This is a genomic window from Segetibacter aerophilus (assembly GCF_007991655.1).
Lineage (GTDB): Bacteria > Bacteroidota > Bacteroidia > Chitinophagales > Chitinophagaceae > Segetibacter > Segetibacter aerophilus.
This window is the reverse complement of sequence record NZ_BJYT01000013.1, coordinates 37,661-54,602: the sequence shown is the minus strand read 5'-3', so window position 1 is coordinate 54,602 and position 16,942 is coordinate 37,661. Positions and strand designations below refer to the sequence as shown.

The following is a 16,942-nucleotide window of genomic DNA, read 5'->3' as shown; positions in this document are numbered from 1 at the left end:
ATCTACTATCAACAGTTTCAACAAATTTTTGCCTGATTATTACTTTCAATGAAATTCTCTTTGATAGTCTTTAAACTAAATACAATTGTCAAGGGCTTTTTGTAAAACGCTTGCAAAAACTTTATCGTTAGGAGCGAATAGCATTGTTTTATGATCACCCGGAACTTCATGAACATTTACACCTTGCAATGCATACTTTTTCCATCCTAGAAACTTGAAATCATCCACAAAATAAACTCTCTCTTTTGCCTTAAACAGATCAATTTTTCCTTCGAAAGGTTTTATTCTGTAATTGTTGTAAGCAATATCATTCTGCCGACTGATAAGATTCAATTCGGGAAGATACTCACTTCGTTCTTTTGCTTTTAGTAGCCCAAGGGAAAATGAAATCGCTTTAACTTTATTAGACAGGAAAGACATTTGATAATCTATAGTCGTCTTTGGTTGTTTTATTAGCGAAGATGATATCCAGGCACCTTTTTTAAACTGTCTTATTATTTTATTCAATCCCTTATGAAAAGCACTTGTCTCAGAGAAATGTTCTTTGGCATTTGTATCAAACATGGCAAGCAACTTTACTTCTTTTCCCATCAATCTAAGTTGCCGCGCCATTTCTATGGCTACATAACCACCAAATGAATAACCCGCAATAGCATAGGGACCGGAAGGGTTGTGTTTAAGCACCTCGCCGATATAATGATTCGCTATTTCTTCCATACTATCCAATGGCTTATCTACCCCGTTAAGGCCCTTGGCCTGCAAACCGTAAACAGGCTGGTCATCGTGCATGTGTAGCGCAAAACTGCTAAAATTCATGATGTTTGATCCACTGCCATGAATAATATAAATAGGCATTTTGCTTCCCGTTGCTTTTATAGGAACCAGCGATTTCCAGATGGTTTCTTTATTGTCAGTGGTTAAAAGTGTTGCAAAAGTTTTGATAGTAGGATATTTAAACAAACTTGATAAAGGAAGCTTTACGCCTGTTTCCTTTTCGATCCGTACCATTACTTCTACTGCTATCATCGAATGACCTCCCAACAAGAAAAAGTTGTCATTGAGGCCGATGTTTTTGTCGCCCAGGTATTGTTTCCAAATTTTACTAACTAGTTTTTCAGCATCGCTGTATTCTGACTCGTCTTTGCTTGCTGACTGTCGGTGTATTTTTGGAATTGCCTTATAATCGATTTTACCATTGGGGAGGAGCGGCAATTGCGAAAGACAAATAAAATCATCCGGTATCATGTGAGCCGGCAATTCTACTTTTAATTGATGTTTTAATTTTGGAACTATCCTTGAAAAATTATCTTTATCGGGAGCGTTCTTAAATACTAAATATCCGACGAGTGTTTGATGTAACCTTTCATCCTGCTGCGCGATAACGAGTGCTTCTTTGAAGAGGCCACATTTCATAATGACATTTTCAATTTCTCCAGGTTCGATTCGAAAGCCTCGTATTTTTATTTGCCTGTCTATTCTACCTAAACATAGTATTTCACCATTAGGTAAAAACTTTCCAAGATCTCCTGTTTTATACATTTTTCCCTTAGCTATACCAAAGGGATTACGAATGAATTTTTCTTCTGTTAATTCAGGCAGGTTCAGATACCCGCTCCCAACTCCATCACCTGATATGTATATTTCTCCCGTTCCACCTTCTGTTACAAGATTACGGTCCTCATCTAATATGTACACCTCGGTATTGTTAATAGGGGTGCCAATAGAAATAATTTCATCATTTGGCAAAATTTGCTTTCCTGTGGAATAAACGGTTGTTTCGGTCGGCCCGTATAGGTTGTAAAGAGAACTACATCTTACCAATAGTTTATCTGCTAAATCTTTAGACATGGGCTCTCCACCACAAAGGAGTTTTATTGGCAGTATCTGATCCCACCCGGCTGCAAGCATCATCCTGTAGGTAACAGGTGTAGCCTGCATGATAGTTATTTGTTGATCTTTCACAACTTGTAAAATTTCCCGACCGTTTCTTGCGACGTTTGCATCTGCCAGCACAATGGTTGCGCCGACTAATAAAGGCAAAAACAGTTCGACATAAGCGATATCAAATGAAATTGTAGTTACTGCAAGTAACACATCCCTTTGTACTATGCCTGGCATTTTTAGAAGGCTGGAGAGCATATTTACTAAGTTCCTGTGTTTGATAAGTACTCCCTTAGGTCTTCCGGTAGACCCTGATGTATAAAGAACATAGGCAAGAGCATCACCGCCAACTCTTGTACCCGGCTCACTTTTAGAGTAAGAGTCTAATTCAGGTAAAACATCTTCAATAAATAACTCAGGAGAACGATATTCTCCCTTATACTTTTTGTTCATTATGATACACTTAGCAGACGTATCATCTAGCATGTATTGAAGACGGTCAGTAGGGTATTGTACATCTAAAGGGACGAAGGCAGCACCGGTCTTCATTACGGCAAGTATCGAAATGACCATTTCCGGAGATCTTTCCAGCGCCACACCAACTATGTCTCCAGCCTTTATTCCTTTTCTTATAAGATAATGAGCAAATTGATTTGATTTTCTGTGCAGCTCCTTATAACTTATATTTCTTTCTCCAAAAACCAACGCAGTCTTTATCGGAAACTTTTCGGCTGTCTCGCTTATTAAACTGTGCACAGACTTGTCGCGCTGATAGTAAATGGTTGCAGCATCCCTTTGATTGCGTTTGATATTTGCACCTGCTTTATTATCAAGCGGAATGTCTTCAATGGCAATTGATGGATTTTCAATTACTGTTTTTAGGATATTCTTAAAGCCTTCCATCATATTGTTAATCGTTTGTGCTTGAAATAAATAGGTATTAAATGACCATTCAAAGGTGAGCGACTTTTCGGAGCCACTTATATTTAAGAAGATTTCAAAGGTTTCAAATGCTCTTGGGTTGCTTACAAGTTCATGTTGTAGTCCGTAAAAGCTTACTCCGTCGCCCATGCCCATATCTACATTAAATACTACCGGCACTAAGGCTACCCTTGATGCATCTCGTGCGAGATTTAATTTCTTTAGAAGGCTTCCGAACGTAAACTGTTGATGATCGAATGCATCAAGAATAGATTTCTTTCGCAGCTTCAAATAGTCCGCAAAGCTTCTATGCCTGTCTACATGGCTGCGTAAGGGCAGAAGGTTCACACAATGACCTACCAGGTTGTATTGTCCTGTTGCTGCCTGGTCTGCTGACGGTAGCCCTAGCACAAGCGAATCCTGACCTGTCAGTAGATGGAGAAATACTTCAAAGCCGCTAACTAGTGTAGTTACAAAGCTGCAGCCGCTCTTAATCGCAAGTTGTTTTAACGCCAACGTTAATTCACTGTCAATCTTATAATCCAGCCGCTGACTTGAGTAAGTACGAATTTCTGGCCGTGGAAAATCCGGTGTAAGAGCTATTGTAGGAACGTTTTCTTCATATTGATTTATCCAATATTTTTCTACCGTTTTATACTCTTCTGTTTTGTAAAATGACAGCTTCTCATTTGCGTATTCCTTAAAAGAAACAGGCGGTAGTAATTTGGCTTGAACGTTTTGCACTTGGCCAGAGTATAACCTACCCAGTTCCTGCAACATAAGACTAAGGGACCAACCATCACAAATGATGTGGTGTGCTGTTATTATAAGAATATGTTTCTCGCCAGCTAGCTTTAATAGTTTTGTTGTAAACAGAGGTCCTTGAAGTAAATCGAAAATATGAAGAACCGCTTGTCGCGCTTCGTTAGCTAAGATTTTTTCCTGCTCCTCAACTTCAACACCTGACAAGTCTTCGTACGAAAGTTCTGTATACTGATTTTTAAAAATGCAAATTTGACTGCCGTCAGCACTAAAGGCTGCGCGAAGTAGTTCGTGTCTTTCTTTTAAATCGTGTAATGCACTTTCTAATTTCTCTTTTTGTAATTCTCCCTTAAAAATCAATGAAACTGACTCGTTAAAAGCTCTGCTTGCGTTTTCTCCACCCAGCACACAGGAAATCCAGATTTCTTTCTGCGGTTCTGTCGCAGGAGCTACCGCTACGATTTGTGGTCCAAAAAAAGGATCAAAATCAACAGAGGTGAACTTAAGCGAAGTTGTATGTGTAACCATTATTTAATGTGTCTTTATCTGAAGGTACTTTCCAGGGTCTTTTGCATCGGCGATGAACCAGGCAGGATTACCGCTTTTATCGCGCCCTAGCCTTGCTCCGGGAACTGGTGTTGTATTAAATGAATTATCTCCATTTCGGAAAGTTTTTTGATCCACCGATTTTGCCTCCTTATAGAATCCCGCTGCTATCATACTATCGACACTTTCTATAAATGCATCAATGATAAATTCTATGTCTGCCGGGCTGTGTGCCTCGGTCATGAAACAAGGAAAGCCATCCCAAATATGAACTCCTTTCTCACGCATTAGCGTAAACAATAACTCTCCGTGAAGTACATCTTCTTTGAATTTCGTTTTCCACAAGGAGCCAAATTGAGCAATATAAATTGGTAGTTTCCTGCGCTCTAATTGAGCATTTATTTTATTGGCGAGATATTCTGCCTTGTAATTTATACTTTCCTGAAGCTTCGGCCCTTTTGCCATCATATACTCCAGTGTGGCTTTAGCAGTGGCTAAAGCAAGCGGGTGCCGAACAAAGGTTCCGGCAAAATATGTAACACCTACTTCTGGAATAGAGTCATCTTCATAGTCCCAGTAGCCGCCGTCAAGCGCATCCATGAAAGTCTTTTTGCCGGCGATCACACCAATTGGTAATCCTCCGCCAATCACTTTGCCATAAGTTCCTACATCTGCCTTTATATCAAACAAAGCTTGTGCGCCCCCCGCATGCATTCTGAAACCTGTTATCACTTCGTCAAAAATCAATACGGTGTTCGACTGATGCGTTATATCTCTAACTTGTTTCAGAAAATCGACTGGTCTGAATTCAGGTCTCCTGCTTTGCACAGGTTCAACTAAAACCGCTGCGAGTTCATGTGCCCGCTCCCTGATTATCTGTAAACTTTCTTCCGTACCATAGTCGAGGATCAGCATGTTTTGGACGGCCTCAGGCATAATTCCTGGCGCTGCCGGAAACGACTTTAATTTTTTTGTTCCTCTAATAAGTACTTCATCGTTTATTCCATGATAAGAACCTGTAAAGGCAACGACAAGTGAACGGCCTGTTACAGTACGTGCTATTCTTAAAGCGCCTAATACTGCTTCCGAGCCAGTGTTGCAGAAAGCTGCTCTGTCAAAATTTGTGAACGCACAAATCATTTTACTTACTTCGCCCGCAAGTTCATGTTGTGGACCTAATTCAAACCCTTTTTCCACCTGGTCATAAATTGCTTTTTTAAGGAAGTCAGGTTGGTAGCCAAACAGGTTTGAGCCAAAGCCGTTCAATGCGTCAACGTATTCATTCCCGTCAACGTCCCACAACCTGCTGCCTTTTGACTTATTGACAATAATAGGGTAGACGACTTCTTTGGTTAATGGAGAGAACCCCGATACTACGCGGGGATCTGCCATATGTGCCCGGTTTTCTTGCGTGTAAGTTTTACTGCCTTGAGTCTTTTTATTATACCTTAAGGTCAATTGCTGCAGAAATCTTTCCTGCGCGGGTGTAAAATCTGTTTTTCTGCGCTCAATTTTTGGCGTCGCGCCAAAAGGCTTTTTTATTTCAAAAAACTCTTCGGCGCTTAATCCTGATGTATCGTGAGAAGAGCCAATTTCGGACAAACTCACTTCTTTTGATTTTGAGAAATTTGCTTGAAAATTGTTCGAAGTACCACGTAAATTTTCCACCTGTTTTGTTAGCAACTGCAACTGTTGCGTAATAAATTCAAGCGTTGAATGATGACTGCCATTAGCCGAAACAAAATGGTTTAACGCAGGCTCTGTAGTATGATTTTTATGTTCTGCAGAGGTATCAGGTGGAAGTGCCTTCTCAAGATATTCAGCTAACAAATCTATAGTGTTGCTTTCCTCTTGTAATTGGCGGAAAGTAACCGGAACGGCAAATTCTTTTTTTAGTGTTATGGCCAGTTGGGTAAGTAATAACGAATCAAGACCAGCTTCTAAGAAACTGATTCCGGTCGTATCATCTTCCATTTCAAGACCCGAGGCATCTTCGATGATTTGTTTTATTTTTTTGACTAAAGTTGCCTTTCTCATTGGTAATTCTTGCAATAAAGTTGGAGTAGGAATTTTATCATAGTTAGTTTCAACTGCGACTTTTGCAGGTACACCAGATTTAATAGGAGGGTCAATCCAACAGTATTTTTTATCAAACGCATAAGTTGGAAGTGTTAGTCTTTTTCGCTTTTCATTTGAATAAAATAATTGCCAATCCGGCTCCAAACCATACATCCACAGCTTTCCTAAAGACTGCAGTAATGAAGCGTATTCGTTGTTTTTATCCTGAAGGCTTGAAACTACAGTGATCTTCTTTCCCACTGTCTGCTTGCGGGCAAGAGTGGTTGTGACAATGCCGGGACCTACTTCAAGAAAAATCGGGTTCTCTTCTAATAGTATATTCTTTAAAGCATCTCCAAAACATACCGTTCTTCTAACATGTTCTGCCCAATACTTCGGATCAACGGCTTGTGCGTCAGTAAGCCAAGTGCCAGTGACCGTGGACATGATTGGTTTTAGCGGCCGATGTAAAACAAGGCCTTCAGCCACTTTTTGCAGCTTGTCTATAATGGGCTCCATCATAGAAGAATGAAAAGCGTGACTGGTAGTAAGAACTTTGTTAGGTATCTCCTTGGTGGTTAAACTATCTGAAAAATCCACGATATCTTTTTCTGTACCCGCAACCACAATTACATCGTCACTGTTTATTGCTGCTATTGAAAGATTTTGCGGGAGAATATCCTTCAAACTTTTGACATCAGTTCTGATCGACAGCATTTTTCCTTTCGGCAATTCGCTCACCATTTTACTCCTTAACACAATAAACTGAATGGCGTCTTCTAAACTAAAAATGCCTGCAAGATGAGCGGCAACGATTTCACCAATACTATGGCCACAAAGGATGGTTGGATGAATACCCCAACTCATCCAAAGTTTAGCTAAAGCATATTCTGTAATAAAGATTGCTGGCTGTGTATAAAACGTATTGTTGAGTGCAGATGCATTGTCACTACTGTTTTCAGTAGGAAAAATGATATGGCGGATATCAATTTTAAGATAGGGAAGCAGTAACTCAGCACAAGTATCAATTGATTGCTTGTACACAGGTTCGTTTTGGTATAAACCAAGTCCCATATTTAAATACTGCGATCCCTGGCCGGGAAACATAAATACAACCTCTGAAGGTTTTTCGAACACTGTATTAGTTTCTGCAGATTGGATAGCGCGCTGTAAAACGGCTATGTCTTTTTCATTTGTTGATACTACCGTTGAATAGCGATGGTTGAATTCAGCACGTGTTGAATGCTGCGAATAAGCGAGATCGGCCAGGTTTTCGTTCTTATTATGTTGTAAGAATTCCACCAGCTTTTCTGCGTAACCCTTTCCACTTAGAGGAGATTTTGCAGACCATGTAAGAAGCTGCATTTGCCTTGATCCGCCAGACTCCATCTCTTTGTTTTCGTATTCCTCCACAACCACATGAACGTTTGTGCCACCTACTCCAAATGAACTTACTCCGGCTCTTCTTTTCTCACTTGTGGCCCATGCTTTTAGTTCAGTGCTTACATAAAAAGGACTGTTTACAAAATCTATCTCAGGGTTAGCTTGCTTATAAAATAGGGTAGGAGTGATCTGTTTATGATATAGAGATAGAGTTGTTTTAATAAGGCCGGCAATGCCGGAAGCGGCTGTTAGGTGACCCACGTTACTTTTTACTGAACCAACCGCGCAAAATTGTTTGGATTGTTGCTGCCCAAAAACAAGATTTAATCCTTCTATTTCTATCGGATCGCCGATGGCTGTGGCGGTACCGTGTGCTTCAATGAAAGAGATATCTGAAGGTTGTAAACGTGCATCGTTTATCGCCATACTAATTGCACCTGCCTGGCCTTCAGCAGCAGGAGCGGTGAAACTGCCTTTGCCTGACCCGTCGTTGTTTACACCTACACCTTTTATGATTGAATAAATAGTATCACCATCACGTACAGCATCCTTTAGGCTTTTTAAAAGAACAACGCCTGCGCCATCGCTAAAAACTGTTCCTGAAGCGTCTTTGTCGAAAGGTCTGCAATGGCCGTCCTTACTTAATATTCCACCTTCTTCGTAGAGGTGTCCACTTTTTACAGGCGAAGTAATGGACGCGGCTCCGGCAATGGCGATAGAACAATATCCTTTTCTAACAGCGTCGACAGCCTGCGCTACAGCAAGCAGTGAAGTAGAACAGGCTGAGTAAACACCAACGGCAGGACCCTTTAAATTTAATTCGTATGCTGTTCTTGATGCTATATAGTCTTTCTCATTAAGCGTCATTACGTTAAAGGCGCCTACTTTATCAACGACGTCTGGGTTAGGTAAGACATTGTTGATATAATAAGAATTGTTTCCTCCTCCTGCATACACGCCAATCGTCTCCTTATATTTTTCAGGCAGATGTCCTGTCTGTTCCAACACTTCCCAGGTGATTTCCAAAAATACCCGTTGCTGCGGATCCATTAGGGCGGCAGCCTTAGGATTAATGCCGAAAAAAGCAGCGTCAAATTCTTCTATCTTATCAATTACGCCTCTTGCCTTTACGTAGTTGCTATGAGACTTTATAGAAGGATCAATGTGAATGGACAATTCTTCATTTGTAAAAAATGTAGTGGTTTCTCTTCCCTCTTTTAAAATTTCCCAAAACTCTGAAATCGTATTTATGCTAGGTAAGCGGACCGCCATTCCAATGATGGCTATATCATCTACAATTTCTTGTTTAAGTTTAATGCTGGTTTGAACGTTTTTTGAACCTATTCCATTTTCGAGAAAATCTGCAATGGCTGCGGCCGTAGCAAACTTGTAGAGTTTGGTAACCGGTAGTGTGTAACCAAACTTTTCACAAAGAATAGTTACTGATTTAAGGGCGAGTAAAGAATTTCCGCCAAGCTCAAAAAAGTTATCATCAACGCCCGGTTGATCTATACCAAGCACTTTTGTCCATACTTCAACAATCCTTTTTTCAATAATGGTTTTAGGAGCTTTATACAAAACAGCCAGATCGGGACGAGTAATAGTGGGGCGTGGTAGCGCCTTCTTGTCAATTTTACCGCTGGTAGTTTTAGGAAGTTCTTGTACCCACACAAATGCAGACGGTATCATATAATCCGGTAACTGATCGCTGAGGTACTGTTTTACGTTAGCGGTGTCACGTTTACCATCACCAGACACGAGGTAAGCAACGAGGCGCTTTTGATCATCTTCGCCTTCGTCAGCGATGACTACCGCTTGTTTAACATTGCTGATTTGATTCAGCACAACTTCGATCTCGCCTAATTCTATTCTTACCCCACGTATTTTAACCTGGTCGTCTTTTCGTCCGAGATACTCAATATTTCCGTCTTCCAACTTGCGAGCTAAATCGCCGGTCAGATAAACTCTTTTAAATTCTCCATTAGCCCTTTCAACTTCTACGAACTTAGAAGCTGTTAATTCAGGGTTATTTAAATAACCATTTGCAAGACTGGCTCCGCTAATAGCGAGTTCGCCTGTCTCATCGTGCGGCAATTCATTATGATTTGCATCAAGAATTAATATTTCTGTGTTAGCGATTGCCTTGCCTATTGATGGAAGTTTTGGCCATGCAGTTGGTATGCCTGTGAGCTTGCATTCGGTCACCACATGACATTCGGTAGGCCCATATTGATTAATTAAACGACATATAGGAAGTTGACTAAAAAAGCGTTCAATTGCCGGCGTAATTTTAAGTTGTTCCCCTGCGGTGATTACTTCCTCTAAGCAAACAGGAAAAAGGTTACTTGCATTTGCTGCCTCTGTTAAATATTGCAATGCGACAAACGGCAGAAAGATGCGGTTTATTTTTTCTTTTTCAATGAACTGCAGTAAGGCTTCCGGCTCAATACGTAGCTCATTCTCGATCAACACAAGTGTGCCGCCCGTTGTGAGCGTTGCAAATATTTCCTGGAAAGAAACATCAAAACTTAGAGGCGCAAATTGAAGCGTTCTTGTGTTGACACCAGAACTTGAACTTTCGCCCTGCCACTTTAAAAGATTTACGAGCGCCTTATGTCCCATGCAAACACCCTTCGGCTTACCCGTCGATCCTGATGTATATAAGACATAGGCTACAGAACCAGGCACAGCCTTTTGTTCTAAAATAGCTTTCTTGGAATCGCTATCAGTTTCGATAACGTAAACGCCTAAAGATTCAAACAGCTTTGTCTCGGCTGGCGGAGCGATGCAAAATTTTAACCTTGCATCTTCTATAACGTGTAAAAGCCTTTCGCGTGGATAGTCAATATCAAGTGGCAAATAAGCTTTGCCTGCTTTCAGTATAGCAAGCACGGCAATGATAGTTTGTATACCGCGCGAGGCACTAACACCAATTAAGTCACATGTGTCTGCCTTCCCTACTATTGTAAAGGCTAAGTTCTGTGCCTGTTCATTCAATTGCTTATATGTGATTGTCTCATCGCTGAAAACTATAGCAACTTTGTCCGCGTGCATTTCAGCTGCAGACTCGAAAAGTGTGTGAACTAAAGCTGTATCGATATTGCCTGTATTTAAGATTGACATTGAATTTATTAGAAAGTCTTATTAATTGAAACCGCTCCGGGCCGCCCGGTACTAGCTTCACTTTGTTCTTCGACAATATTCCAAAAAGTTTCTACCCTATTTTGCCATGTGTTTTTTGCTGCCTCGTTCATTCTTTCAGTCTTTTTCTGCAATGAATTTTCCTTGATGGCGAAGTCGATCAACTGCAAGAATTCCTCATTGGTTTTGGCTATATATGCCACCTTATCGAACTCCTTTATGTCCTCCGAAAATGCTGTTGAGACGACAGGCTTTCCTGCAGCGAGGTACTCATTTATTTTGAGGGGATAAATGCTTTTGGTTAACTGGTTGTACTCAAAGGGAATGATTGCAACATCGGAATACTGCAAGTAGGCGGGCAACTCATTAATATCCTTTGCACCTGTAAAAATAATATTAGGGCAGTCGCTGAGGCCTGCATCAATATATTCTGAGGTCAACGCAGGCCCTACTAATACAAGTGTTTTATCAGGATGATGAATGGCAATTTTCTTTAAGAGATCATAATTGATTCTTGTACCGATAACGCCTGTGTAGCAAATTATTTTTCCTATTATATTTTTTAATTCTTCCGGGCGAGGTAAGATGGTGTTCGAAGCCCTTTTAAAAATTGATATATCAGCGGCATTAGGCAGATAGAAAACGCGACTAGAAAATGGGGTAACACGTCGTACCAATTCCCTGGAAGTAGCAAAGGTGAAGTCAGCCTTACTAATTGCTTCCTTTTCCAGGCGTATTCCATGCTTTGCAATGTATTCTTCCTGACTGATGTCGTCCACTGTTTGATAGATGAGCCGGCTAGGCTTTAGGTCGGACGGAAAGCTTTTGAAAAAAAACGGATCAAAGATGTTTATGAAGATGTATTGCTTGATGCTGTTCTTCTTGATTACCTCCCTCAGCGTTTTGTATAATATTTGATCATTTTTACCTGAAAGAAAATTATACATCTTTCCATCTTTCAGCCAATTTATAGGAATAGTAAGCTTCGGCGTAACGGCTGTGAAACCAGGAGGAAATCCCTCAACCCTCCTGCAGATACCTTTACCTAATAGTAGAGATGACATCCGTGACCTAATCCTGGTTTTGTTCTTGCCAGAAAAAAAATCTTTGATCGAAAAAGGATGATCTATATAAAAAACCCTGTTTGATTTTGAGAATTCCTTTGCAAGACTCAATGCTGAGGACGAGAGTTCATCATCCCAGCGGGATGAGGTAAGCATTACAATATCGTGATTGCGGAATTTCATATTATTTAAAATGTTACCCACGAAGCCGGGAGTAAATCTTTAGTGTTCCAATCAGGCTTGTTCTTATACCAGCTTGCCGGAGAAATAACGATTTTGTTCTTATTGTTATTTAACCATGCACCCCACCAGCTAAAAGAACTGTTAGCAATAATATGATGCGTACACAAGCTCATTAGTTGCAATTCTATTACATCACTGTCTTCTCCCGCGGTTTCGACAAATACATTTGAACCCGGTAGTTTAAAGCTTTTCTTAACCCATTCTTTATCATCACTAAAAACAAAAAAGGTAGGATTTTCAACCTTAGTCTTTATATAGCTCACAGCCTGTTCATAATATTCGAGACCAATAAAGCCAAAGCTTTTGCTGAACTCAGGGTGACTAACGTAGTCACCTCGTCTGATATGAATTGAAACGGGGTTTACGGCTTTTTCAATTTGTCCCTTATAATCATTTAAACTTGAAGTTGCAGCGTCTTTGAAGATTAGCTCTCTTCTTATTGCTTCGGTAGCGTCTGCAAAGTATTTCTCTGATTGCCAAAATCCGTCAAGTGTAATGCAAGTGGATTTAGCCTTCACTACTTGTTCATCATAATGAAAATGCTTTTCTTTCAGAAGTAAGAAAAAAGGCTGACAACTTCTATTGGGAAAAAGTTTAGTGGCTTTAGAAAGGTAGACAAGCGGAGAGGTGTTTAGTGTTTTGTAATCAATATCAAAATGATGAAGTTTAAAGCTCCGTGCTGTGTCTGTTTCATAAGTCGATTTATAATAGCTTAGGTCGAAAAACAAAGAAGTTTTATGTTTTAAAGAGAGACTCTTCGCAACTGCATATTGAAAGAGTTGGTTTCCTAATCCACTTGTAATTTTTGAAATGATCATACTGTCTTCATGTTGCAAGCGATCGCTTACTTGCACTCTTTTTAATATAATTCTTCTAAATACCTGAATACTTCATCCCGACTTTTAGCGTGAAGAATTGTAGCTCCTGATAAAGCAGGAAATATTGTTTTGTATTCATCAAAATGGTGCTCCATACCATGTGAGGGATTTGATAGAATTATATTTTTTCCACCAAAATAGCTAGCTAAAGCTGCGGTGCCTCCATGCATCGAAATAAACCGGTCGCAATTAGCATAGACCATTAACTGCAGGTGATTGAAGCTCGCAACCTTTGATCTGTAGCTAGTATACAAGTCATTCATAAGTAAAACTTCAGGATGCTTTTCCCGAAGCCACGAGTGTTCGTTTAGGTCAAGCACCTCGCTGTTATCAGAAATAATCTGGGTAGATAAAGGACGGTTGTAAATGACCTGGTACTTGTGTTTATAGGTTGAAATGATTTTATCAAGCGAGGCTATGTCAAGGTAATTCAATGGCGGGTTGTCCCACTCGATATTGTATTTATTGGCAATGATTAAAATGGGTTTCTCAAAAACAAACTCATCGTTTTTATAAAATTTCTTTAGAGGAACTCGTGCCCACTTTCTATAACTAAAAGAATTGCTATGGGTCATGTTGGGAACGTCGTAGTAGTCGTAACCCGCCTTCCAAACGCGTTCGCTATATTTTTCTTCATGGTTCTTGCTGAAGAAATAAAACTCCTTTGTATTCTTACACGATATTGTTTTCTTAAGTGTCCCATTCAAATGGTGCCAGTAAGCAAAAGGCAAAACATACCGCAGCTCCTGGTCGAATTCTCCATAATATTCAACCTCTTTGTACTGCTCTTTTACCAAATAATCTTTCACCAGAAAGCGAGCCTGGTTAAGTCGGCAGAAATAATTATCTCTTATAAAATACCTTAGATCGTTACGGATTCGGGGATATTTTATGAGCACAAAGGCGTATAAAGATTTTAGAATTAAGCGTTGCATTTGCTGTTCTGTTTTATTAGTCTCTTTTTGAAATCGTTTATCAAATGGCCTTTTTTAGTGCCTTAATTTCTGAAAGCGAAATCTTATATATTAACGTTAGTACTCCGTAGATTATTCCCCCAATACATACCTGCGTTATTGTATTGATGATACCTGTATAACCTACCAACATCTTATAAGCATAAATAATAGCGATCATTAACAAACAAAAGAAGACGGGTTTTAAAAGATTTCTAAGAAACATTTTAATAAAGTCGCCGATCAGATGATGAACGATACAAAAATTAAGAACGAGGTTTATAAAAGTGGCTGTTAAAAATGCCATAGCAATACCGGTTACTCCCCAATATTTCGAGAAGACATAGAGTAGCGGAATCTTTACTGCAAGTGTGGCAAGATTTAAATAAAACAACAGCTTTGGTTTTCCTCTTGTAAAAGCCAGCGTGTACAGGGGATGACCCAGGCAGCTAAAGAAACTTATAAATACAAATATTTTTATCAGCGCTATTGTCTGCTCCCAACCCGGTCCATAGAACAGTGGAACTACACTATCCGCGGTAATAAACAAGCCGGCTAATAAGGGCAGATTTATATAAGATAAGAAGTCGAGTATGGTAAGGTAGGAGGTTTTAAGACCTGAAAGATTATCCTTCATCTTCGCTAATAGGGGATAAGTGACTTGAAGAACGATCGGATTTAATTTGGTGATTGGGAACACCGCCAGTTGAATTGCAATTGTATAGTAGCCGAGCATTTTAACGCCTAAAACTCCCCCAATAATGATGTTGTCTGCATTTGATTGTATAAAACCAATAAACCCGTCTGCCACATTATATATTCCAAATTGTAGATGTTCTTTTATTGAAAAGATGTTGAAATAAAGCTTCGGCACGAAGTATTTGCGGCCAAGTATTATTTGCAATATTGTTCTTACGGCTTGCATGGATAATTGCCCGTAAATCAATGAAAGCTCTTCGAAGCCCGAGTAGGCAAGTGTGATGGTAACGGTAGTACCCACAACCGCACCTATTATCTCAATAACTGCCACCGACTTAAACTGCAATTCTTTTTCAAGTAAGAAATAGTAAATCTGCCCGAAGTAAACAATGAGGAAATAGGTCGATGACAACTTGATAACCTCGCTCAGTTTAGCCTCTTTGTAGTAAGCAATAATTAAAGGAGCGCTGAAATAAATGGCAATAAAAATGATTACGCCGAGAATAAGATTTAGGAAATAAAGGGTTGAAAGTACTTTCCGATCCTGCTCTTGTTTGTAAATAATTGAATTAGAAAATCCGAGGTTAGTGAAAATATTAAAGAAAGCAATTATCAAGGTACTTATGCTGACTACCCCGAAAGCAGAAGGGTTTAACAGCCTTGCAAGAATAGCAACCTGCATAAACTGAAAAACAGTTGATATAACGGTTGAAATTGTTATCCATTTACCGCCGTTTATTGCTTTCTTTTTATTACTCATAATTCATCCTGCCTCCGATACTAAAATGCCCGAATTCCAATTTCAGTGTTTTGTTGAAGTTCGACTTGTTTTGTAGCGGCCTGCTTTTCTTTATCAATTCTATACGTTACTGTTATCAATGCCGCCACTAAATAGAAATAGACGTTTGTAGGAAATTGTACAAATGCTTCCTGCGGAAAATTGCCGATGTTCCATGCAAAAACAATCATGGTCATGGCAAGACAATAGCTTTTTAGTTCCGCATCTTGAATACTATAAAAATTATTGACGCCTGTTTTTAAAATAGTGAACATTAAAAGACAAAAGAGGAATAGTCCAATCCATCCCATTTCAACTGCGACCCGTACATATCCGCTATCAGGGGGAAAACTTGCGAGGTACGATGTAGGGGCAAACTTCACACCCCAGACTCCAGTTGAACCGAGGCCTCCCCCCATTGGGTGAGACAAGATGTAAGGCCGGATCTTTTTCTGATTCGCTTTTCTTAAATTATAAGACGCGTCGTTTGATGGTCTGAATGCAGATTGGAAACGATATAGAGTGACATTGCCTGTAGGAATAAAAATTAGAATAACAAAGAAGGCTCCCACTACCATCATTGTCGCCATCATCGTCTTTGTACACTTAAGAATTGCAAATAGAAGTAGTGTGGCAGGTATTAGTACATAAGCGCCCCGGGTACCCGAAAAGACCATTACGTACAAGAAAAGAGCGGCTAGAAATCCAAGAACCAGCTTCTTCCAAAGTCTAAGCGGACCGGTTATAAGAGCAATACAAAGAAGGCTACTTGCAGCCATATTGTACGAAAATGTAACAGGATCCGAAAAAATAGAAAACTTCCGCCATGCACCATCTATAAACAACAAAGCTGATACAATAGGATCTGAATAAAGGTACTCTTCTTCAACAGCTGAGAACCCAATAAACTCCTGCTTCAGCGCGTACAATGCGGCAACAATAGAAAGTAGGATCCAGACTTTTAAAATAAGTTTTATAAAAGAGATCGTGCGAACGTTGTAAACAAAAATAAAATACAACAGCATTAATAAACCAACTGAACGCACGGTATATACCCATGCTAAAATCGACTCGGCTGAAGGATTAAAAACTTGAAGAAGGTTATAGAAAATCCAGGCAAGTATAAGAATGGAAGTAGGTCCTTTAACCATTTCCCAATTTTTCTCCTTCTTCATTTTAATAAAGAAACCGAGAATAAACAGGACTTCTAAAGAGTCAACAGCCGTGCCCAACGGCACGTTATGCAGGTACCTCAAAATAAACATGAGAAAGTAAGCAAGCACCAACAGGAAAATAATACCAAAGTTTGGGTAGACAACAATGGTATAGACGAAAGGCAAACCAATAACTGCAGCAATGCATATTACTCCACCAACGACACCCATATTTGCCACTAACGACGATGCGATAAGGGCAGCAGCGATAAATAATATAAAAGCAAGGAGTTTGTTGTTTTTAATAGCTGCAGCAACTGAGATTGACTTACTAGTATGAGGGGTTCCACCTGCTCCGGTTCTGCCTTTATTTAATATTATTTCCACTTCTTCCATTAAAAGAAAAGTATTTTAAAGAAGAAAATAAAGACACAGACAAACACATATAAAAGCGCGGCTCCCTTGGTAATTTTTTTAACCC

General features: G+C 39.7%; 7 protein-coding genes. All 7 read right to left on the bottom strand.

Features of this window, described 5'->3' with window-relative positions; translation table 11 throughout:
* Positions 1–75 precede the first annotated feature (75 nt).
* Genes SAE01_RS16525 through SAE01_RS16495 form a run of 7 tightly spaced genes read right to left on the bottom strand, consistent with a single transcriptional unit; the run spans position 76 to position 16,857 of the window.
* On the bottom strand, positions 76–4,092 hold the full coding sequence (locus tag SAE01_RS16525; protein ID WP_147204905.1) for a non-ribosomal peptide synthetase: 4,017 nt from the start codon (positions 4,090–4,092) through the stop codon (positions 76–78).
* A gap of 3 nt (positions 4,093–4,095) precedes the next feature.
* Positions 4,096–10,674 (bottom strand): polyketide synthase, encoded by a 6,579-nt coding sequence (locus SAE01_RS16520; protein ID WP_147204904.1) that lies wholly within the window; start codon positions 10,672–10,674, stop codon positions 4,096–4,098.
* 8 nt (positions 10,675–10,682) lie between these two features.
* Positions 10,683–11,939: a glycosyltransferase gene (locus SAE01_RS16515; RefSeq protein ID WP_147204903.1), complete on the bottom strand. Its 1,257-nt coding sequence runs from the start codon at positions 11,937–11,939 to the stop codon at positions 10,683–10,685.
* A 5-nt stretch (positions 11,940–11,944) separates the two neighbouring features.
* A complete protein-coding gene (locus SAE01_RS16510) occupies positions 11,945–12,817 on the bottom strand; it encodes an alpha-1,2-fucosyltransferase (RefSeq protein WP_147204902.1) in 873 nt (290 codons plus the stop codon).
* Positions 12,818–12,858: 41 nt separating this feature from the next.
* Positions 12,859–13,812: a hypothetical protein gene (locus SAE01_RS16505; protein ID WP_147204901.1), complete on the bottom strand. Its 954-nt coding sequence runs from the start codon at positions 13,810–13,812 to the stop codon at positions 12,859–12,861.
* A 40-nt stretch (positions 13,813–13,852) separates the two neighbouring features.
* The gene (locus SAE01_RS16500) at positions 13,853–15,289 is read right to left on the bottom strand and encodes an MOP flippase family protein (RefSeq protein WP_147204900.1); all 1,437 of its coding nucleotides are present in this window, start codon (positions 15,287–15,289) and stop codon (positions 13,853–13,855) included.
* Positions 15,290–15,309: 20 nt separating this feature from the next.
* Positions 15,310–16,857, bottom strand: a complete 1,548-nt coding sequence (locus SAE01_RS16495; protein WP_147204899.1) for an O-antigen ligase family protein — start codon at positions 16,855–16,857, stop codon at positions 15,310–15,312.
* Between the last annotated feature and the right edge of the window lie 85 nt (positions 16,858–16,942).